This window comes from Flavobacterium sp. RHBU_3 (assembly GCF_046613565.1).
Lineage (GTDB): Bacteria > Bacteroidota > Bacteroidia > Flavobacteriales > Flavobacteriaceae > Flavobacterium.
Genome location: NZ_JBKJHC010000001.1, coordinates 264848 through 284883, shown reverse-complemented (window position 1 = coordinate 284883; position 20036 = coordinate 264848). Strand labels below are relative to the sequence as shown.

The window sequence follows — 20036 nt, the reverse complement described above, 5'->3', positions numbered from 1 at the left end:
TTATATTTTATAGTACGACTGAAACCACTCCACATATTTTGCAACGCCTTGTTCAAGGTCTGTCGCCGGGTTGTAATTATAGTTCTGCTTAAAATCCTCCACATCGGCCCAGGTAGCTTCCATATCTCCCGGCTGCATTGGCATATATTCCTTTATTGCCTTTTTACCGGCATATTTTTCTATGGTATCTATAAACCTTTCTAACTGTACCGGCTTACTGTTTCCTATATTGTACACTTCATACAGCGGCAGTTCGGGTTTTTCGGTTTCTATGGCCGATATTACCCCTCCTACAATATCATCTACATATGTAAAATCCCTGGAAAGGTTACCGTTATTAAATACCTTAATAGGCTTACCCTTAAGTATAGCATCTGTAAAAAGGAACATGGCCATATCTGGCCTTCCCCATGGCCCATACACCGTAAAAAACCTTAAGCCTATCATTTTTATACCAAAAAGATGGCTGTAGGTATACGCCATAAGCTCATTACTCTTTTTAGTAGCAGCATACAACGACACCGGTTTATCTACACTTTGGTTTACCGAAAACGGCATTACACCACCGGCACCATATACGCTAGATGAGCTGGCATATACTACTTTCCTTACAGAAAAGTGGCGTGCAGCCTCTAATATATTTAAAAAACCTATTACATTAGCCTCTGCATACGCATGCGGATTCTCTAACGAATAGCGCACACCCGCCTGAGCCGCAAGGTTTACAATAATATCAAATTTATGTGTATCACACAAAGAAAATAATGCGTCTTTGTCTTCCAGTTTTATCCTGAAAAAAGAATAATCCGGGTGAACCGTACTTTTAATTTCGGTATTCCACCCCGCATTTTCGGCAGCAATACCACTTTGGTTAAGACGTGCGTATTTTAGCGATGTATCATAATAATCGTTAATGCTGTCTATACCTACAACGGTATGTCCTTTAGCCAAAAGCTTTTCTGCAAGATGAAACCCTATAAAACCGGCAGCCCCGGTTACTAATACTTTTAGCATAAAATATCTTACTGTTACAGCTATTATAAGTGCGCCGTAATTGTGTGTGTCGTTTTAGTATTCCGCATCGGCAAGAGCCGGCAGAATAGCATCTTTTTCTGAAACCAGTAAATCTGCCCCAGCAAATTTCCAGTCTATATTCAGTTGGGCATCGTTATATATAACGCCCCTTTCGTGTTCTTTAGAATAAAAGTTATCGCATTTATACGCAAACTCAGCTTCATCACTAAGTACTACAAAGCCGTGGGCAAAACCACGCGGCACAAAAAGCTGCCTTTTATTATCTGCACTAAGCTCTACAGCAACGTGTTTACCAAATGTAGCCGATCCTCTGCGCAGGTCTACAGCCACATCAATCACAGCGCCCTGCACTACACGCACCAGTTTTGCCTGTGCAGCATCACCTATCTGGTAATGAAGGCCACGAAGCACCCCTTTTGACGAGAACGACTGGTTATCCTGAACAAAATTTACATCAAGGCCGGTTACTGCCTTAAACGTATTTTTATTATAACTTTCGTAAAAATACCCCCTGCCATCGTTAAACACACGTGGCTCAAGGATAAAGCAACCTTCAATTTCGGTAAGAACTATATTCATTTATTTGGTATCAATCAAAGAAAGAAGCTTTTTGCCGTATCCGCTTTTTAGCAGCGGTGCACAAAGATCTCTAAACTGTTGTTCGGTTATATATCCCATTTCATAAGCCACTCCCTCTATAGCTCCTATTTTAAGGCCCTGGCGTTCTTCAATTACCTCAACAAATTGAGAAGCCTGCATTAACGACTGAAATGTTCCGGTATCTAGCCATGCTGTACCGCGGTCCAAGATACTAACTTTTAGTTTATTATTAGCAAGATAATATTTATTTACGTCAGTAATTTCCAGTTCACCCCTTGGGCTTGGCTCTATGCTCTTGGCTATACGCACCACATCATTGTCATAAAAATAAATACCCGGCACGGCATAGTGCGACTTGGGCTGAAGCGGTTTTTCCTCTATAGAAAGTGCTTTGCCATCGGCATCAAACTCTACAACACCATAGCGTTCAGGGTCGTGCACGTGGTAGGCATATATAATACCACCATCGGGGTCTATGTTGCTTTGCAGCAGCTTGCCCAGCCCGGCACCGTAAAAAATATTATCACCCAGTATAAGGGCTACTTTATCTGTACCTATAAATTCTTCGCCTATTATAAAAGCCTCGGCAAGTCCGTTTGGCTGGTCCTGCACGGCATACTGAAACGTACAGCCATACTTATTACCATCGCCCAGCAAATCCCTGAATAAAGGCAAATCTTTTGGGGTAGATATAATAAGTATATCACGTATACCGGCCATCATTAGTGTAGACAGCGGATAATAAATCATGGGCTTGTCGTATACCGGCATAAGCTGCTTGCTTACCGCCAGTGTAAGCGGATGCAGCCTGGTACCCGATCCTCCGGCTAAAATAATACCTTTCATAGGCTATATACGGGTTATACCCGGTTTGTATATTGATTATCGTAATACTTCATGTACGCTCCGGAAGTAACATTTTTTAGCCACTCCTGGTTATTCAGGAACCAATCGACTGTAAAATTAAGACCTTCTTCAAAAGTAACCGAAGGCTCCCAGTTTAATTCCTTGTTAATTTTTGAGGCATCTATAGCATACCTCAGGTCGTGCCCGGGACGGTCTTTTACATAAGTGATAAGCTTCTCGCTTTCACCTTCTGCCCTACCCAGTTTAGCATCCATAACCTTGCAAAGCAATCTTACAAGGTCTATGTTTTTCCACTCGTTAAACCCGCCAATGTTATACGTTTGGTGGTTTTTACCTTCATGAAAAACCTTATCTATAGCAACAGCATGGTCTATAACAAAAAGCCAGTCGCGGGTATAATTACCATCACCATACACCGGAAGGCTCTTATTATTGATAATATTATTAATGAATAACGGTATCAGTTTTTCAGGAAAATGGTTTGGCCCGTAGTTGTTACTACAGTTTGTAAGCACGTATGGCAATCCGTAGGTTTCGCCATAGGCACGCACAAAATGATCTGACGCGGCTTTGCTGGCAGAATACGGCGAATTAGGCGCATAAGGGGTTTCCTCTGTAAAAAGGCCTTCGGCACCCAGTGTACCATACACCTCATCAGTACTTACGTGGTAAAACCTTTTACCGTTAAAGTTGCCTGCCCAAAGTTCTTTAAACGCATTAAGCAGGTTTAGCGTACCTTCTACATTAGTACGCACAAAAGCAAGCGGATCTGTAATAGACCTGTCTACATGCGACTCGGCAGCAAGGTGGATAACGCCATCAAAAGCATGCTCTTTAAAAAGAGCCGATATAGCAGCGGCATCGGTAATATCTGCCTTAATAAACTTGTAGTTTGGCTTATCTTCTATATCCTTTATATTTTCAAGATTACCGGCGTAGGTAAGTGCATCAAGGTTATAAATATCGTAATCAGGATAGTTGTTTACAAACCTCCTTACTACATGCGACCCTATAAAACCGGCACCTCCGGTAATTACTATCTTCTTCATCAACTCTTTAATTATATAAACTATTTACCAATAGCATTAAAAAAGAAACCTATCTCCCTAAGCTTATCAGCGTCCAGCAGGTTACGCCCGTCAAATACAAAAGCAGGTTTGTTCATATTATCATAAATGCGCTGCCAGTCGTATCCTTTAAACTCATCCCACTCTGTTAGTACCGCAATAGCATGTGCACCTTGCAGCGCCTCATAAGGATCGTTAAACACGGTAAGCCCTTTGGCATTTTCTGCTGCACTGCGGGTTTCCAGGTAGTCCAGGTCGGCATACATATGGCCAGCCTCTACCTTAGGGTCGTACACCGCTACATTGGCCTGCTCGTTTAGCAAGTCATCGGCTACATAAATCGCAGCAGATTCGCGGGTATCGTTTGTATCTTTTTTAAACGCCCAGCCCAGGAATGCTATCTTTTTGCCCGATACGGTATTGTAAAGTGTTTTTACAATATTGGCAGCAAAACGCCTTTTCTGGTGGTCGTTCATTATAATTACCTGTTCCCAGTAATCGGCCACTTCATTAAGCCCGTAGCTTTTTGCTATATATACCAGGTTCAGGATGTCTTTCTGGAAACATGATCCACCAAACCCTACAGATGCCTTAAGGAATTTAGGCCCTATACGGCTGTCCATACCTATAGCCTTAGCCACTTCGTTTACGTCGGCTCCTGTTTTCTCACAAAGCTCAGACATGGCATTTATAGAAGATACCCTTTGTGCCAAAAATGCATTTGCCGTAAGCTTAGAAAGCTCAGACGACCACACATTAGTGGTAAGTATCCTTTCGGCAGGAATCCAGTTAGCATACACTTCTACAAGTGCCTGCATGGCTTTTTCGCCGCCTTCGGTAGTTTCGCCACCTATAAGCACCCTGTCCGGGTTTAGCAAATCTTCTACCGCTGTACCTTCGGCAAGAAACTCGGGGTTAGAAAGTATCTGGAACTTTACCCCGTTTCCGGTATTATCCAGTATACTGCGAATAGCTTCGGCAGTACGCACCGGAAGCGTAGATTTTTCTACAACTATTTTATCGGTTTTTGCTACAGAGGCTATCTGCCTTGCGCAAAGTTCTATATACTTCAGGTCGGCCGCCATACCCTTACCAACACCATAGGTTTTTGTAGGGGTATTAACCGAAATAAATATCATTTCGGCCTCGTCTATAGCCTTTTCTACTTCAGTGCTAAAAAACAGGTTACGGCCACGCGCCTGGGCTACAATTTTATCTAAGCCCGGCTCATAAACCGGCAAATTATCTAGGTTTTCATCATTCCAGGCAGCTATCCTGGCGGCATTAAGATCTACGATCGTAACTTTTATATCCGGACATTTTGCTGCTATCACTGCCATTGTAGGGCCACCTACATAACCAGCTCCGATACAGCAAATGTTTTTTATTTTGCTCATTATAAAATGATCTTTTTACTACTATAGCCCACGAAATTAAGACTATTTTAATTATCGTGAAATTTTTAAAATATTTTTTTGAAGTCGTACACCACACTCACTTCGTTACAAACATCTGCAAGCTTTAGTGTTTTAAACTCTTTATGCGCCACTCCGGCAAAAACAGCATCGTATTTACCTTGCGGCAGCTCGGTATGGCTTACCAGTCCGTACTCATGCATTACCTCAGCAGGGTCGGCCCACGGGTCGTATAATGTTATAGACACTCCGTAATCTTTCAGCGCACCTATTACATCAACAATCTTGGTATTGCGCACATCGGGGCAGTTCTCCTTAAAGGTAATACCCAAAACAAGTATGCTGGCGCCGTTTACCACAACACCTCCTTTTATCATTTTCTTAATCAGTTGCGATGCCACGTACTCTCCCATACTGTCGTTTAGCCTGCGGCCTGCCAGTATTATTTCGGGGTGGTAGCCTGCTTCCTGCGCCTTTTGTGCCAGGTAGTATGGGTCTACTCCTATACAGTGCCCGCCTACAAGCCCCGGTTTAAACGGAAGGAAATTCCATTTTGTACCGGCAGCCTCCAGCACATCATAGGTATCTATGTGCAGCAGGTTAAATATCTTAGAAAGCTCGTTAACAAAGGCTATGTTAATATCGCGTTGCGAATTTTCAATAACCTTAGCAGCCTCGGCCACCTTGATGCTTGGTGCTTTGTGCGTGCCGGCAGTAATTACCGAACCGTATACCGCATCTATTTTATCGGCAGCAGCGGGCGTAGAACCCGAAGTAACCTTTATAATTTTTTCTACCGTATGCAGCTTATCTCCGGGGTTAATACGCTCCGGCGAATAGCCTGCAAAAAAGTCCTTATTAAAGGTAAGACCGCTTACGCGTTCCAGTACCGGTACACATTCTTCTTCGGTAACACCCGGATATACGGTAGATTCATATACTACAATATCACCTTTCTTAAGCACCTTACCCACCGTTTCACTGGCTTTGTACAGCGCCGTAAGATCGGGCCTGTTGTTTTTATCTACCGGTGTAGGTACCGTAACAATGTAGAAATTACAATCTCTTATTCCGTCAAGGTCAGACGTTATAAAAAGCCCTTCCTCCTCAGGAAAACTTCCCTTAAGAACCTCCTTAAGTACCGCCGACTCTACCTCAAGGGTAATATCATCGCCTGCCTTAAGCTGGGCAACCCTGTCTTGTTTTATATCAAATCCGGCCACCGGGTATTGTTTTGCCATAAGCACCGCCAGTGGCAGCCCCACGTACCCTAAGCCTATAACTGCTATTTTCATTATTTAATAGAAACCGGTTTTAAATTTTCCCAATACCAGCCCACTGCCTGCTGTAAACCTTCGTCCATAGAAAACTGAGGGTTGTACCCCAGTAATTCTTTGGCCTTATCTATACTTGCCAGTGAGTGTGGTATGTCGCCTGCACGTTCAGGCCCGTAAATTACCTCAACATTTGCTATGGCAGCATCAAAGGCCGAAAGATATTTCTTAAGTCCTTCTACAAGCTGGTTTAGCGTAGTACGCTCGCCATAAGCCACATTATACACGGTATTTACCGCTTGGGGGTGCGTAGCAAACAATGCTTTATCATTAGCCTGCACCACATTATCTATATACGTAAAATCTCTTGAGTAATCGCCTGTGCCGTTTATTACCGGGCTTTGGTGCTGCATAAACATCGACACAAACTTAGGTATCACCGCTGCATAGGCCCCGTTAGGGTCCTGCCTGCGCCCAAAAACATTAAAGTAGCGCAGCCCTATGGTTTCCAGCCCGTATACTTTACCAAAAACATCGGCATACAATTCGTTTACGTACTTGGTAACCGCGTAAGGCGATAGTGGCTTACCTATAACATCTTCTACCTTAGGCAGGTTTTTACTGTCGCCATACGTAGAAGAACTGGCTGCATACACAAAGCGCTTCACCCCGGCATCGCGGCTTGCCACAAGCATATTCAGGAAACCGCCCACGTTTACATCGTTACTGGTTATGGGGTCGGCCACAGAACGCGGCACCGAGCCTAATGCCGCCTGGTGCAGCACATACTGGGCGCCCGCTACTGCTGTGCGGCAGTCTTCTATATTCCTTATATCTCCTTCAATAAAGGTAAACAGCGGATTGTCTAAAAGGTGGGCAATGTTCTTCTTATGGCCTGTAGCCAGGTTATCCAGGCAGGTAACCGAATATTTCTTTGAAATGAAATAATCACACAAGGCAGAACCTATAAAGCCCGCCCCACCGGTAATCAGTACTTTTATTTCGGAGTTTTCCATAAAATTTAATATCGAAACCGGTTTTTAAGCTCTCGGTTGCAAATATAAACAGTAAAAATTTAACAAAATGTTATTTATGCTTATAGTTTGGCTTCGCAGGTTATAACACAAAACAGTAACTATTATTGCATTCTGCAACAACCTGTAAATCTTAAAGCCAGTACTACGTACTTTTAAGCGAATTTTCAAACGGTACACGGTGCACTATACTGCGCCCCAGGGTTACCTCATCGGCAAACTCCAGCTCATCGCCCACCGCAATACCCCTCGCTATTGCCGAAGTAGCCACTCCCGTATCTTTTACCTGACGGTAAATATAAAAGTTAGTGGTATCGCCCTCCATGGTACTGCTCAGCGCAAAGATGAGTTCGGCTACACCGCCATTGCGCACCTTTTCTACCAGGGTAGCTATGTTCAGCTGGCTGGGGCCAATACCGTCTATGGGCGAAATTTTACCTCCCAAAACATGGTAAATCCCCTTAAAGAGGCCGGTGTTTTCTATGGCCATTACATCTCGAATGTCTTCTACCACACATATCAGTGAAGCATCGCGCAGCGGATTGGCACATATGGTGCACACCTCGGTATCGCTTATGTTATGACAGCTTTTACAATGCAGTATATCGTTCCTCATTTTCAGCAGGGCATCACTAAGCAACTGTGTTTGCTCTGCTGGCTGACGCAGCAGGTGCAGCACCAGCCTCAGTGCGGTGCGTTTGCCTATACCGGGCAGCTGGGAAATTTCAGCTACGGCATTTTCAAGTAATTTAGACGACATCTCCATAACCTCACAAAGATATAAAATTTAAACCGCACCTGCTATTTCGGTACTACCCTACCGGATTTCAAAAAATTTTTAGTTGCTTTGCGATACAAACGATAACGCATGAGCCCTATAACCATACTTTCTATCATCATTGTTTACTTCGGTGTACTGATTCTTATTTCGCGCATTGTAAGCCGTAACGACAGTAGTAACGATACTTTTTTTAAGGCCAATAAAAACAGTAAGTGGTACCTGGTAGCCTTCGGGATGATAGGCACGGCGCTGTCGGGCGTTACGTTTATATCGGTTCCCGGCGAGGTGGGGGCGCCAAGCGGCGAACAGTTTAAATACTTTCAGTTTATACTGGGTAATGCACTGGGTTTTATTATTATTGCCAAGGTATTGCTTCCCTTATACTACAGGCTGAACCTTACTTCCATATACGGCTATATAGAAGGCAGGCTGGGCACATACAGCTACAAAACATCGGCCATGATATTCCTTATCAGCCGTACTATAGGTTCGGCTTTCCGTTTGTACCTTGTGGTTATAGTATTGCAGCGCTATGTGTTTGATGCGTTTGGTGTACCGTTTTGGGTAACGGTGCTGATATCGCTGCTGCTGATATTTGCCTACACGTATAAGGGCGGACTTAAAACGATTATCATTACCGACTCACTACAGACATTTTTCCTGGTATCATCGGTATTCTTTACCATATACTTTATTTGCGACAGCCTGAACCTGAGCCTGCCGCAGGCATTTGAAACCGTAAAGCAGAGTAACTATTCTAAAATATTTTTCTTTGAAGACTTTATAGGCAGCCGTTTCCATTTTGTAAAACAGGTTGTAGGTGGTATGTTTGTTACCATAGCCATGGTGGGGCTCGATCAGGACCTGATGCAAAAAAACCTGAGCTGCAAAAACATAGGCGAAGCACAAAAGAACATGTTCACCTTTACAGGGACTTTTGTGGTTATAAACCTGTTCTTTTTGGGCGTGGGTGCATTGCTGTATATTTATGCCAGCCAAAACGGTATAGCGGTACCTATGGTAGACGGTAAATCGCGTACGGATTTGTTGTTCCCCGAAATAGCCTTTCACCACCTTACCTTAATACCGGGTGTGGTTTTCCTGCTGGGGCTTACGGCGGCTACCTTTGCCACGACCGATTCGGCACTTACGGCACTTACTACCTCATTTTGTGTAGATTTCCTGAACATGGATAAACCCGAAAACGCCGCAAACACTCACAACGAACGCACACGCCACTTTGTGCACATATCATTTTCATTGCTTATGTTTTTGGTTATTGTGGTGTTCAATGCCATTAACGACGCATCGGTAGTGAGTATGATTTTTAAAATCGCGTCATACACCTACGGGCCGCTTTTAGGGTTGTACAGCTTTGGGTTGTTTATGAAAAAACTCACCGTAAAAGACAAACTGGTACCGCTGGTATGTATAGCATCACCACTAATTACGCTGTACCTTAGCCTTAATTCGGCTACATTCTTTGGTAGTTATGTTTTTGATAACGAACTGATAGTAGTAAATGCAGCGATTACGTTTGTGTTACTATTGTGTATTAGTAAGCGTGTGAAGTATTAAGTATTAAGTATTAAGTATTAAGTATTAAGTATTAAGTATTAAGAGTTGTCCTGTTTTCATGGAAAGAGGATAAACCCTATAATTCCTTTGGGATGTCTCCGCTGCGCTTTGCTCCGGTCGGCTCGAGGGCCAAGCCCGAACTGGCGAAGCACATGGAAGAACCTAAAACTGGTGTGTACTAAGCAGTACCAGCGTACAGGCAATTTCGGACTCTATATTGTTTTCTTTCAGTAGCTGTATCAGCTCCATATTTTCTGTACCGGGATTAAAGATTACCCTGTTTGGCTTTAGGCCAATGATGTAATCATAATACGGTTTTTGGTTTGCAGGGTTCAGGTACAGGGTTACGGTATCTACCCCGTCAAAGGGTGCAGCGCCTTTTTCTATTTTAATACCGTCGAGTTCTCCCTCGCGGTTGCCTACCGCCACTACCGGATGCCCAAAGCGTTCCAGCATTTTTATGGCTTTGTACGAATAGCGTTCGGGATTGGTGCTTGCACCTATAACCAGTGTTTTCTTAGTATCCATAGCATTTTGTTTAGGGTAAAGTTACGAAAACACCCAAATAGCAACTGCAATTTTAAAACGGCATTAACGTGATTATTGAAACCCCTTGTTCTTATTAGAACATAAAAGTATTAAAATCAATCGCTTTAAGAATTTCCAACTCATCAGAGGGCAAAACCCTGTAATTATTATCAATAGATAACTCATCAATAATTAATATTACCTCAGGCCTCCCTCCTATTATTTCCAAATCTCTGTCAGCAATAACACCTTTACAATAGTGCGCCCTAATAAGCGTGTATGAAATTTTAATTTTCTGGTTACTAAAAAAAGATGAATTAATCTTTAACATAGCCAAATGAGTCATTTGCACATTGCTATTTATCAACTCTGTATTATTTGTACCAATTACATCATGATTAAATGTAGTGTCAGTTCGATAAGAAGCTAATTCAATAGAATCCTTTTGCAAACATGAAATAATATTCTGATCATTAAAACCATCGAAAGCAACTCGTTTAGTTTGTAAAAATTTTATACGGCTTTTATCTTCGTTTAATTCAAGAGCTAAATAGTAAGTTTTTATTTTTTCAATCTTCAAGTCTCTTTTTACCTCAATCTTAAAAAGTAACAAATTTCCCCTGTTCTCCTGGGAATACACCGAAAAACATATAAACAACAAAAAAAAGAAAGCCCTCATATCGTTATTTTAATTGGTTGGTATCAGTTATTGCATTCTTAATAGCCCTTCATCACGGCGTATACTCATAGTCGGCCGGAAGCAGGTCGCCCGCCTTCTGGCTACCCATATAACCCTGAGACAAAAAGGCATCTACCGGCCAAAACAGTCCGTTTTTATCAATATAAAATGTATCCCTGTAAAAGTTGAGCGTGGTTTGTGTACGCGTATCCATATCACGCAGTATGATAAAATCGCGCTTAGAGTAGTTGGCTACCGGCCTGCCTTTGCGCTGTAGTCCGGTTACCTTAACAGGATTAGTATCATCCAGGAACTGCTTGTTCAGGGTTACCTTTCTGTACCCCGACGAATCGGCATAAATAAAACACTCGTGCGGGTCGGTAGGCACTTTGTCCAGATACAAGGTAAACTTCTGTTCTTTCCAGTCGTCGTTAAGAAAAGTACGCATAAGGTGCGTAGCCGACCCCACATAGGCGGCCTTGCGTTTTTTATCGGCCGAACCTTTTTTAGACACATCATTAAACGCCGAAGTACCTGCATAAAAGCTGCGCGTCATATGGGTATCGTCCAGGCTCAGGTAATTATAGCTCACCTCAAAAGCCTTTAGCTCAAACATTACATTGTATTCCAGCCGCCTGTTTTTTATACGCAGCGGTTTAGATGCCCGCGCCCTTAACGAGTTTGTTCCCTGGTCGTAGTACAGGTACACATCGTCTTCGTTTTCTATAGTACAGGACGTCCCTGCCCTGCTGCGCCCTAAAAATTCCTTACGGAATACCGCCAGCATTTGCTTACGGGTAAAAGGGGGCTTGGTATCTATTACCACCTCATCCAGCATGGTTACATCTTCCCTAAGCATGGCCTTAAAGGGTTTGCCCTCGTACTGGTAAGGATCTTCTATGCGCAGGGTTTCAAAACCCACAAAACTGATAATAAGCGGTGCGTTATATTTTTCGCGCAGCACCAGCCTGAAAAACCCCTTATCGTTAGTACTCGCCGAAAAGGTAGTACCGTCTATATATACATAAGCGCCTTCCAGCGGTTTGTTCTCGGTTTCGTCATACACATAACCGGCTACAACAACCTGGCTGTGCAGCGTACCACACAACAAGAGCAGCAAAAGCAGTAGCTTCCTCATGTTTTCAAAAATTTTTACTAAAATTACTGTATTACATCCGGTATTTCAAAACCTTTTATCGCATTTGGCACGGTGTTAACCGATAATTTATAATATTGCCTACAGTGCACGCTTACTTTTGCAGCATTAATAATCATGACTATGATACACCAGACTCCAGCCCAAATATATAAAGCACAACAACGTGGACTGTATGAAGACAGTACCCACAGGTGGTATGCTACCTTAAATTTTGAATCGTACTCAGACCCTTACCGTAAGCCCTTTGGCCCACTGGAAATACTAAACGACGAAACACTGGGGCCACAGCAGCAGTTAACCCGTTCGGCAAAACAAAAATGCCTGTTACTGGTTCCGCTGGTAGGCACATTAGAGTTTGTATACGAAGGTGAAACCCGCTACGCCGAACCAAACGAAGCCGTATGGTTACCCCTGGATGGTGGCATTACCCTGAAAAACCCTTATGAAACAGAACTTATCAACTTCCTTTTTATAGTATTTAAAGAACCCTGCGGCACCGAGGCTTCTACGATTTCTATTAACCTGGAGGAGCGCAACAGCCTAAACCCTTTTTCATTGCCCGGAGCGGTGAAAGCAAAAATGGGAATATTTGACGGACGCAGCGAAGCAGTATACCACCCTAAAGAAGGTAACGGCATACTGGTATTTGTTATTTCGGGGGCATTTGAAGTATCGGGCAGGCTACTGGAAGAGCGTGATGCCCTGGCACTATGGGAAACCACAGAAGCCGACATGGAAGCCTTATCTCAAAACGCGGTTATTTTACTGTTTGAGGTTCCACTATAAACGGTTTACCCCCACAATGCAGCTGTTTACCGCTGTGCGCCAATATCGGTTTTAGCCTTGCCGTTAGTCTTATATAAAAATGAAGTAAGCACATGGAACGGAAGCAATTTTTTAAGACAATGGGGTTAGCGGGGCTGGCCTTTGCAGGGCTAAAAACCCTGAACGCATGCAGTAGCGATGACGATACGTTAACCGCTACATCGGGTACAGACAGCAGCAGCGACACCAGTTGTACGGTATCGCCTACCGAAACGGCGGGGCCTTTCCCTACCAAAAGCCCATCGACACTGGTGCGCACCGATATTACGTCAGACCGGACCGGGGTAGCACTGGGCATAACCATTACCGTAAAAGATGTAAGCAACGATTGTAGTGTGCTGCAAAACGCCATAGTAGATATATGGCACTGCGACAAGGATGGCAACTACAGCGAGTATGGCGGCACCAATATGCAAAGCACCGATTATACCAGCGTGCACTTTCTGCGCGGCAGGCAAACCACTGACAGTAATGGGCAGGTAGCCTTTACCTCCATATTCCCCGGGTGGTATTCGGGCAGGGCCACACACATACACGTACATATATACAATTCGGCAGGAAATTCGCTGCTGATTACACAAATAGCCTTCCCCGAAGGCAGTAACAGCGCGGTAGCCCAAGTAAACGCCGCTACCACCTACGGATACACAAAGGGTATGACCGGTTATACCTATAACGCTAATGATAATATTTTTAGTGATGATACTACAGGTAGCGAAATAGCTACTGTATCGGGTAGTGTAAGCGCCGGTTTTGAGCTTACACATACCATTTATGCACAGAGTTAATTGTCTTTTTTGATAAATAATTGGTTGGTTAGTCATTTTACCTGCCCGTCCGGATCAGTCTCCCGGATGGGCAGGTTTTTTTATTACGTTTCGTCGAATAAAAAATGTTATTCAACAGAATGGAATTGTATTAAGCAGAAATTAAGACCGCATAGAATAATTTCTGCGTTATCTTTATGTAGCAATTAACAACAAACCTACTTTTAACTATGTTGAAAAAGATTATCCCCGCACTTTTTTTCCTGCCATTTTTAATGTGTGCGCAGCAAACCCAAACTGTTAAAGATACGGTAAGCAACCCCGACACTTCTAAATACCAGTTTGGCTACAAACAGTTAATAATACCGGGTGTGCTTATAGGCTATGGTATTATCGGTATTGGGTCGGACCAGATTATAGACTATAACAAAGGGATACGTGAGGAGGTTAAAGAACATATTGATGAAAAAATAACCATTGACGATTTTAGCCAATATGCCCCCATGCTATCTGTGTATGCACTTAATGCAGCAGGTATAGAGGGAAAACACAACCTGGGCGACCGTACCATAATCATGGCTACATCATACATTATCATGGCTACAACTGTAACTACGCTGAAACATACCATACATGTAAGAAGACCCGATGGAAGTTCAGACAATTCCTTTCCGTCCGGGCATACCGCTACAGCATTTGCCGGCGCTGAGTTCCTTTGGCAGGAATACAAAGACAAAAATATATGGTATGGCATAACGGGCTACGTGGTAGCTACGGGTACAGGAGCCTTTCGTATGTACAACAACCGCCACTGGCTTACCGATGTGGCTGCCGGGGCAGGTATAGGCATACTAAGTACCAAAGCCGCTTACTGGCTGTTCCCTACCATTAAAAAACACATTTTTGGCGGCGAAACAGGCAAAGCCACCGGAATGGTAATGCCTTACTATGACGGCCGCCAAATGGGTATGGCTGCGGCAATACGGTTTTAATTCAGGTTACTGAAATTTATACCCACAGCCAGGGTATTAGGCAGGTAGGGCGCAGAGAATTTGTTTCTTATGTCTATTTTGTATTCACCCTGTTGTGGCGATTCTATTTTCTTAATCACGGCATTAAAATCACATACATCGCCCGCACAGTCCGAAAGGCTTTGCCCTGCGGCATCTTTAAGGTGCAGTACTACAGGAATGGTTTCCTTTGTGCCATCGGGTGCTGTAATATCTACCTGTAATGGAATATCGGTAAACTGAGGGTCGTGCACATGCGAGTAGGTTAAAGATAACGTAGCAGGTTTCAGGGCACCCGGAGATGCTACGTCAAAATGTACTACTTCGGTTGCTGTCCAGCGGTTATCCTTAAAATCATAACGGGTACCGTTTATGGTTCCGCCACAGGCAGTTAATAAAACGGCGGCAACAGCAAGGGTAAAAAATTTCTTCATAAAATAATCGGCTAATTGTTATGGCAAATATAACGGGATAATCAAACAGATTATTTCAAATAAAACACAACTTATTTTAACACAAAAATCAGGATAAACAAAACAAAACTTAACATTCACCGCAACAATATCAGGATACTCCTCAAAAAAGTTAAATTTTCGTAACTTCAAGTAAATTTGTACTCAGCAATAATACCTAGCATATGAAACGAAAAGACTTTTTAAAGAACAGCCTTGGCTTTTTAGGCATGGCTGTAGCGGCGCCCTCCATACTCAGGGCCGCAGAAGGCGGCAACAATGAAGCGGAAGCCCTCACAACCTGTACGGTATCGCCCAGCGAAACAGCAGGCCCCTTCCCTACCATTACGCCGTCGAGCCTGGTACGTACTGATATTACAGACGACCGTACGGGTGTGGCATTTACCATTAACATTAACATCAAAAACAAAAATGCTAACTGCGGCGCCTTAGAAGGAGCCATAGTAGACATTTGGCACTGCGACAAAGACGGTTATTACAGTGAGTACGGCGGCACCTCTATGCAGCAGGTAAACTATACTACCGTACACTTTCTTAGGGGCAGGCAAACCACCGATTCGAGCGGGCTTGTAAGCTACACCTCTATTTTCCCGGGATGGTATACCAGCCGTGCCACTCACATACACGTACACGTGTACAACTCGGCAGGAACCTCGTTGCTAATTACGCAAATCGCGTTTCCTGAAGGCACTGACAGCGCAGTAGCCATAGTAAACTCTGCCACCGAATACGGGTATACCAAAGCCCTTAACGGCTATACGTACAACGCAAGCGATAACGTGTTTAGCGATGACTCAGCCGGACTGGAGCTGGCCACCGTAACCGGCAGCCTTACCGAAGGCTATGTACTGGAACACACTATTTATGTAAACGGCCCTACAGCAGGCCTTGATGATATTACTAAAACACAATATGGCATAAAACAAAATTACCCTAACCCTTTTACAGACGTTACCACCATACCGCTAAACCTACAAATGGACAGCGCGGTAAACATAACGGTATACGACCTTACCGGACGCAAAGTATTAACTGCTTATAACGGCAACCTTGCCGCAGGCGAAAACACGGTTACACTAAACCGTGGCAGCCTGAGCAGTGGCAGTTATATATACAAAGCTGTGGTAAGCAACGCCGAAGGAACGTTTGAAGAAAGCAGGAAAATGATTGTAAGATAAATAAAAACGGTGGTTTTTATTGTTGGTTATTTGTATATTTGGAAGAGGAGGGAGTGCAGACCCTCCTCTTCTGTTTTAGAAAAGACGATGTTATGCCCTATCCTAAAATAAAACTTGCATACCGCACGGTTATAGACAATTCGGCTACCCAGCCATGGGACCGCTATATTTTTGAAGACACCCACCGGGAGTACCTTATGCAGCAACAACTGTATAACGACAAGGCCAACCCAAAGGCAACCTTTAGGGAACTGCTCTCTGTAAACCCTAATGCAGAAAAGCTACACTACCTTACCGGCATTGCTGCGGCCAGCTATGTGCAGCAGCTTAAAGGCAACTTTTACCGCGTAAGCGATGTGCTGGGCACCACCTTTTTGCCGTTTACAGGCTACCGTTTTGATATAGTAAACACGGATATTAACGACATTACCCGGCACAAAGTAGGCATTACGTTTTACTCACCGCTGTTTACCTACCTGGGCATGGTAAACGACTGTTACCTTGTATCGTTAGCCACCGAAGACAAATCAGGATATGAAACCATAATGTTCCCCATACAGCCACAGCTAAGCATTTGCTACTACGAGGAAGGGACAATTAATAATTTAGAAAAACTGTAATAACCACCAAAGTTTTACCTTTGCAACTATAAAACCACTATATGGAGCTATTTATTTACATTTTTGCCGCTATATTTTCAGTAATAAACCCGCTGGGAGCCGTACCTATTTTTGTGGGCCTTACCCAGGACGACACGGTTAAAGAACGTCAGCGCATTTCGTTCTGGACGGCAATTAATGTATTTATCATCCTCCTGGTATCGTTTTTTGCCGGGCAATATGTACTGTCATTCTTCGGCATAAGTATCGATGCACTGCGTATAGCCGGTGGCTTTATTATTGTAAACTCGGGCTTCTCGTTACTAAACCGTCGCTTTAGCAAAGGGCGCGGTGTACACAAAGAAATAGAAGCCGATGCCCAGAAACGAAACGACATAGCCCTTACCCCACTGGCCATACCCATGCTGGCAGGCCCGGGCAGCATATCGCTGCTTATAGCCATGCACCAGGACTATAAAGACATAGAGCAACAAATAATAGCCGTAGCTGCTATGGCAGGTATAGCCTTTGTCATCTTTTTGGTAATGCGTGGTGCGCATAAGGTATCGCAGGCACTGGGAGCATCGGGTATTGTGGCCATATCGCGTATTATGGGGTTTGTTACCATTGCCATTGGTGTGCAATACATCATCAGCTCCATATCAAACATCATACAGGGATTACACTTCGGGAAATAAAGTGTTTTACTATAAAAAGGAAATGCCCGCTACATGCGGGCATTTCCTTTTTTATATAGTATCGGGCTTACATCACTGTAAGATCGTACAATGTTTTTTCCTGTAATAGTTGCAGGGTGTTGTCCCTTACCTCTATCATAAAGTGGTTAAGCGAACACACATCCTCATCGGGGCAGTCGTCGCAGCGCTCATAAAAGTTAAGGCTTACACACGGCAGCATGGCTATAGGGCCATCCAGCACGCGGATTAGCGTAGCTGCGCTTACCGTTTTAGGGTCTTTCATAAGGTAGTAGCCACCGCCTTTTCCTTTTTTAGAACCCAGTATGCCAAATTTTTTCAGGTCGAGCAATATGGCTTCAAGAAACTTTTTGGGTATTTGCTCCTTCTCCGAAATATCGGCAATAAGCACCGGCACAGAAGGATCCTGCCTTGCTATAAAAATTAGGGCTTTAAGTCCGTATTTGGTTTTTTTACTGAGCATACTGCTAATTTACACTTTTTTAAGTAAAAACACTTCAGCCATCATACAACGTGCGCTACCGCCGCCACAGGCTTCAATGGTATCAAGGTTTACCGCAAGTATTTCGGTATGTTTTTCCAGTATTTGTACCTGGCTGTCGGTAAGTACGCTACGTGCGGCTTCGCTCATTACCAGGTAACTTTTTTCTTCGCCCTGCACCTGCAGCATGTTTCCGGCAAAATGGTTCAGTTGTTTTTCGGTAAGCAATACCAGTTCTTTACCATCTTCGCGCAGGCTGGCCAGTACGGCTTTGCGTTCCTTTTTATCGTCTATACAATCGGCGCAAATCACGGCAAATGTAGTACCCACACACATCATTACATTAGTGTGGTATATGTGCTTACGCTCGCCCTCTACGGTTTGATACGCTTCAAATATAACCGGGCTGTATTCAAAATCTTCGCAGAATTCTATAAACAGTTCTTCATCGGCACGCGGCGAAAGGGCACAATATGCCTTACGGTTCACCCTGTCCAGCACTATACTACCCGTACCTTCCAGGAAGAAACCATCTTCCTCGGCACTGGTATAGTCCATAATATTGTCTATAACAAAACCGTGTTCTTCCAGCAGGTCCAGTATGTCCTCGCGGCGCTCGCCACGGCGGTTTTCGGCAAACATAGGGTATAACGCTACATCGCCGTTTTCATGAAACGACACCCAGTTGTTCGGGAAAACCGAATCGGGTGTATCTGGCGTTACAGTATCGTTTACAACAATTACATTAACGCCTATGGCACGCAGCTTATCGGCAAAAGCGTCAAACTCCTGCTGTGCTTTGGCATTAACCGTAGCCGGAAGCAACTTATCTACTACTTTCTGGTAATAGTTATTTACGGCTGTTTGTTCATTCATACGGAACGCCACCGGGCGTATCATCAGTATAGTATCGGTGATCTGTTTCATGTTTCAAAGATAATTAATCGCGCGCCAATGGCAAAGTACTGCATCGTAGTAAACCTTCCTGTTTGGCAATTTCGGCATAAGGCACTTCCTCCACTATAAAATCATTGTCCAGCAGCCATTGCTTTAGCCTTGTAAAACCTTTTTCTATAACCACCACATTAGTATCTATAGAAAAGAAATTAGAAGTCATGTGGTACATTTCGTCCCTATCGATATGAAACAGGTTTTCTTTACCGAAAAGCTCCACCAGGTACAGGTAATCCGATTCTTCGCGGAAACCGCTCTTGTATATAACTCCCTTGCCTTTACCTACCGGCTGAAAACAGCAATCCAGGTGCAGGGCATTATCACGGGCTTCTATACGCGATTTAACCAGGTCAAATTCCTTTACAATCTTATCAGGGAACAATTGCTTTATAAAATCAACGCCCTGCATATTAGTACGTGCCGTTATGTAGTCTTTATAGTCGCTGCCTTTGTAAGTACCTATAAAAATGTGGTTGTCCCAAAGGATAACATCGCCACCTTCTATATGCACCTCTTCCGGAGCCTTCACTACTTTAGCGGGATTTATTTGCTCTACAATATAATCTATAGCTGCCTGCTCACGTTCGCGGTCGGGCAGTATATTGGCCCAGATAAAAGTATCGCCAATAACAAAACCAATATCGCGGCTGAAAATCTGGTTATAGTTTTCTATAAGCTGGGGGCGGTACACGGTAACACCGTATTTTAAAAATACGGCTTCAAGCGCATCCATTTCGGCTACCATATCTTTCTCTACCGGATAGGTACCTGCCTTTACGTGTTCTAATGATTTAGGGTCGTAAGCTTCATGCTCTTTGGGTGCCGGCCCGTTGCTTATGGCGGTGCCGAGTATAACAGACTGTAATCGGGATGTTTCGTTATTTACATTTATGTGTAGCATGGCTGATATTTTACGCAAATATAAAAAATGCCCCGATATGTTGCGTTTTTGTTTGCAAAATGATGAAAATTTAAAAAATATCCATTAAAAGCAAAAAAAATACGGCTCCGCAATA

22 protein-coding genes are annotated in these 20036 nt (G+C 43.6%); 7 read left to right on the top strand and 15 right to left on the bottom strand.

Annotated elements, in window-relative coordinates; translation table 11 throughout:
* The 8 genes from ACLI1A_RS01305 to recR all read right to left on the bottom strand — a co-directional run bounded on the left by ACLI1A_RS01305 (nt 1) and on the right by recR (nt 8058).
* On the bottom strand, nt 1-1014 hold the full coding sequence (locus tag ACLI1A_RS01305) for an NAD-dependent epimerase/dehydratase family protein (protein ID WP_411405269.1): 1014 nt from the start codon (nt 1012-1014) through the stop codon (nt 1-3).
* A gap of 54 nt (nt 1015-1068) precedes the next feature.
* A complete protein-coding gene (rfbC, locus tag ACLI1A_RS01300; protein WP_411405267.1) occupies nt 1069-1614 on the bottom strand; it encodes a dTDP-4-dehydrorhamnose 3,5-epimerase in 546 nt (181 codons plus the stop codon).
* On the bottom strand, nt 1615-2481 hold the full coding sequence (rfbA, locus tag ACLI1A_RS01295; protein ID WP_411405265.1) for a glucose-1-phosphate thymidylyltransferase RfbA: 867 nt from the start codon (nt 2479-2481) through the stop codon (nt 1615-1617). It abuts the gene before it with no gap.
* 14 nt (nt 2482-2495) lie between these two features.
* A complete protein-coding gene (gene rfbB, locus ACLI1A_RS01290; protein ID WP_411405263.1) occupies nt 2496-3551 on the bottom strand; it encodes a dTDP-glucose 4,6-dehydratase in 1056 nt (351 codons plus the stop codon).
* Between the two features lie 20 nt (nt 3552-3571).
* On the bottom strand, nt 3572-4966 hold the full coding sequence (locus tag ACLI1A_RS01285) for a UDP-glucose 6-dehydrogenase (protein WP_411405261.1): 1395 nt from the start codon (nt 4964-4966) through the stop codon (nt 3572-3574).
* Between the two features lie 65 nt (nt 4967-5031).
* The gene (locus ACLI1A_RS01280) at nt 5032-6279 is read right to left on the bottom strand and encodes a nucleotide sugar dehydrogenase (RefSeq protein ID WP_411405259.1); all 1248 of its coding nucleotides are present in this window, start codon (nt 6277-6279) and stop codon (nt 5032-5034) included.
* Nucleotides 6279-7274 (bottom strand): SDR family oxidoreductase, encoded by a 996-nt coding sequence (locus tag ACLI1A_RS01275; protein WP_411405257.1) that lies wholly within the window; start codon nt 7272-7274, stop codon nt 6279-6281. The genes ACLI1A_RS01280 and ACLI1A_RS01275 overlap by 1 nt, the downstream gene beginning before the upstream one ends.
* Before the next feature lie 163 nt (nt 7275-7437).
* Complete coding sequence (gene recR, locus ACLI1A_RS01270) at nt 7438-8058, bottom strand: recombination mediator RecR (RefSeq protein ID WP_411405255.1); 621 nt, start codon at nt 8056-8058, stop codon at nt 7438-7440.
* 102 nt (nt 8059-8160) lie between these two features.
* Here recR and ACLI1A_RS01265 point away from each other — a divergent pair, with 102 nt between their 5' ends.
* Nucleotides 8161-9651: a sodium:solute symporter gene (locus ACLI1A_RS01265; protein WP_411405253.1), complete on the top strand. Its 1491-nt coding sequence runs from the start codon at nt 8161-8163 to the stop codon at nt 9649-9651.
* A gap of 162 nt (nt 9652-9813) precedes the next feature.
* On the opposite strand, the gene ACLI1A_RS01260 is transcribed toward ACLI1A_RS01265, so the two are convergent.
* From ACLI1A_RS01260 to ACLI1A_RS01250, 3 genes are all read right to left on the bottom strand, one after another.
* Nucleotides 9814-10179 (bottom strand): CoA-binding protein, encoded by a 366-nt coding sequence (locus tag ACLI1A_RS01260; protein WP_411405251.1) that lies wholly within the window; start codon nt 10177-10179, stop codon nt 9814-9816.
* A 94-nt stretch (nt 10180-10273) separates the two neighbouring features.
* Nucleotides 10274-10759: a hypothetical protein gene (locus ACLI1A_RS01255; protein WP_411405249.1), complete on the bottom strand. Its 486-nt coding sequence runs from the start codon at nt 10757-10759 to the stop codon at nt 10274-10276.
* Nucleotides 10760-10910: 151 nt separating this feature from the next.
* Nucleotides 10911-11996: a carboxypeptidase-like regulatory domain-containing protein gene (locus ACLI1A_RS01250; RefSeq protein ID WP_411405247.1), complete on the bottom strand. Its 1086-nt coding sequence runs from the start codon at nt 11994-11996 to the stop codon at nt 10911-10913.
* 135 nt (nt 11997-12131) lie between these two features.
* On the opposite strand from ACLI1A_RS01250, the gene ACLI1A_RS01245 reads away from it, so the two are divergent.
* The 3 genes from ACLI1A_RS01245 (at nt 12132) to ACLI1A_RS01235 (ending at nt 14601) form a co-directional block, all read left to right on the top strand.
* Entirely contained in the window at nt 12132-12803 is a 672-nt protein-coding gene (locus ACLI1A_RS01245; RefSeq protein WP_411405245.1) for a hypothetical protein, read from the top strand.
* Between the two features lie 92 nt (nt 12804-12895).
* Complete coding sequence (locus ACLI1A_RS01240) at nt 12896-13630, top strand: intradiol ring-cleavage dioxygenase (RefSeq protein ID WP_411405243.1); 735 nt, start codon at nt 12896-12898, stop codon at nt 13628-13630.
* Between the two features lie 209 nt (nt 13631-13839).
* Complete coding sequence (locus tag ACLI1A_RS01235; RefSeq protein ID WP_411405241.1) at nt 13840-14601, top strand: phosphatase PAP2 family protein; 762 nt, start codon at nt 13840-13842, stop codon at nt 14599-14601.
* Here ACLI1A_RS01235 and ACLI1A_RS01230 read toward each other — a convergent pair.
* Entirely contained in the window at nt 14598-15053 is a 456-nt protein-coding gene (locus tag ACLI1A_RS01230; RefSeq protein WP_411405239.1) for a hypothetical protein, read from the bottom strand. The two genes, ACLI1A_RS01235 and ACLI1A_RS01230, sit on opposite strands and share 4 nt — an antisense overlap.
* A gap of 203 nt (nt 15054-15256) precedes the next feature.
* Between ACLI1A_RS01230 and ACLI1A_RS01225 the strand changes: the two genes are divergently transcribed.
* The 3 genes from ACLI1A_RS01225 to ACLI1A_RS01215 all read left to right on the top strand — a co-directional run bounded on the left by ACLI1A_RS01225 (nt 15257) and on the right by ACLI1A_RS01215 (nt 17567).
* Nucleotides 15257-16270: a T9SS type A sorting domain-containing protein gene (locus ACLI1A_RS01225; RefSeq protein ID WP_411405237.1), complete on the top strand. Its 1014-nt coding sequence runs from the start codon at nt 15257-15259 to the stop codon at nt 16268-16270.
* Nucleotides 16271-16362: 92 nt separating this feature from the next.
* Nucleotides 16363-16890: a hypothetical protein gene (locus ACLI1A_RS01220; RefSeq protein ID WP_411405235.1), complete on the top strand. Its 528-nt coding sequence runs from the start codon at nt 16363-16365 to the stop codon at nt 16888-16890.
* Between the two features lie 41 nt (nt 16891-16931).
* Nucleotides 16932-17567, top strand: a complete 636-nt coding sequence (locus ACLI1A_RS01215) for a MarC family NAAT transporter (RefSeq protein WP_411405233.1) — start codon at nt 16932-16934, stop codon at nt 17565-17567.
* A gap of 67 nt (nt 17568-17634) precedes the next feature.
* Here the strand turns inward: ACLI1A_RS01215 and ACLI1A_RS01210 are convergent, their stop codons facing one another.
* From ACLI1A_RS01210 to ACLI1A_RS01200, 3 genes are read right to left on the bottom strand one after another with little or no spacing between them, the layout of a single operon-like run.
* Complete coding sequence (locus ACLI1A_RS01210) at nt 17635-18048, bottom strand: RrF2 family transcriptional regulator (protein ID WP_411405231.1); 414 nt, start codon at nt 18046-18048, stop codon at nt 17635-17637.
* A gap of 9 nt (nt 18049-18057) precedes the next feature.
* Entirely contained in the window at nt 18058-18993 is a 936-nt protein-coding gene (gene ctlX, locus ACLI1A_RS01205) for a citrulline utilization hydrolase CtlX (protein ID WP_411405229.1), read from the bottom strand.
* 13 nt (nt 18994-19006) lie between these two features.
* Complete coding sequence (locus tag ACLI1A_RS01200) at nt 19007-19921, bottom strand: dimethylarginine dimethylaminohydrolase family protein (RefSeq protein ID WP_411405227.1); 915 nt, start codon at nt 19919-19921, stop codon at nt 19007-19009.
* Nucleotides 19922-20036 lie beyond the last annotated feature (115 nt).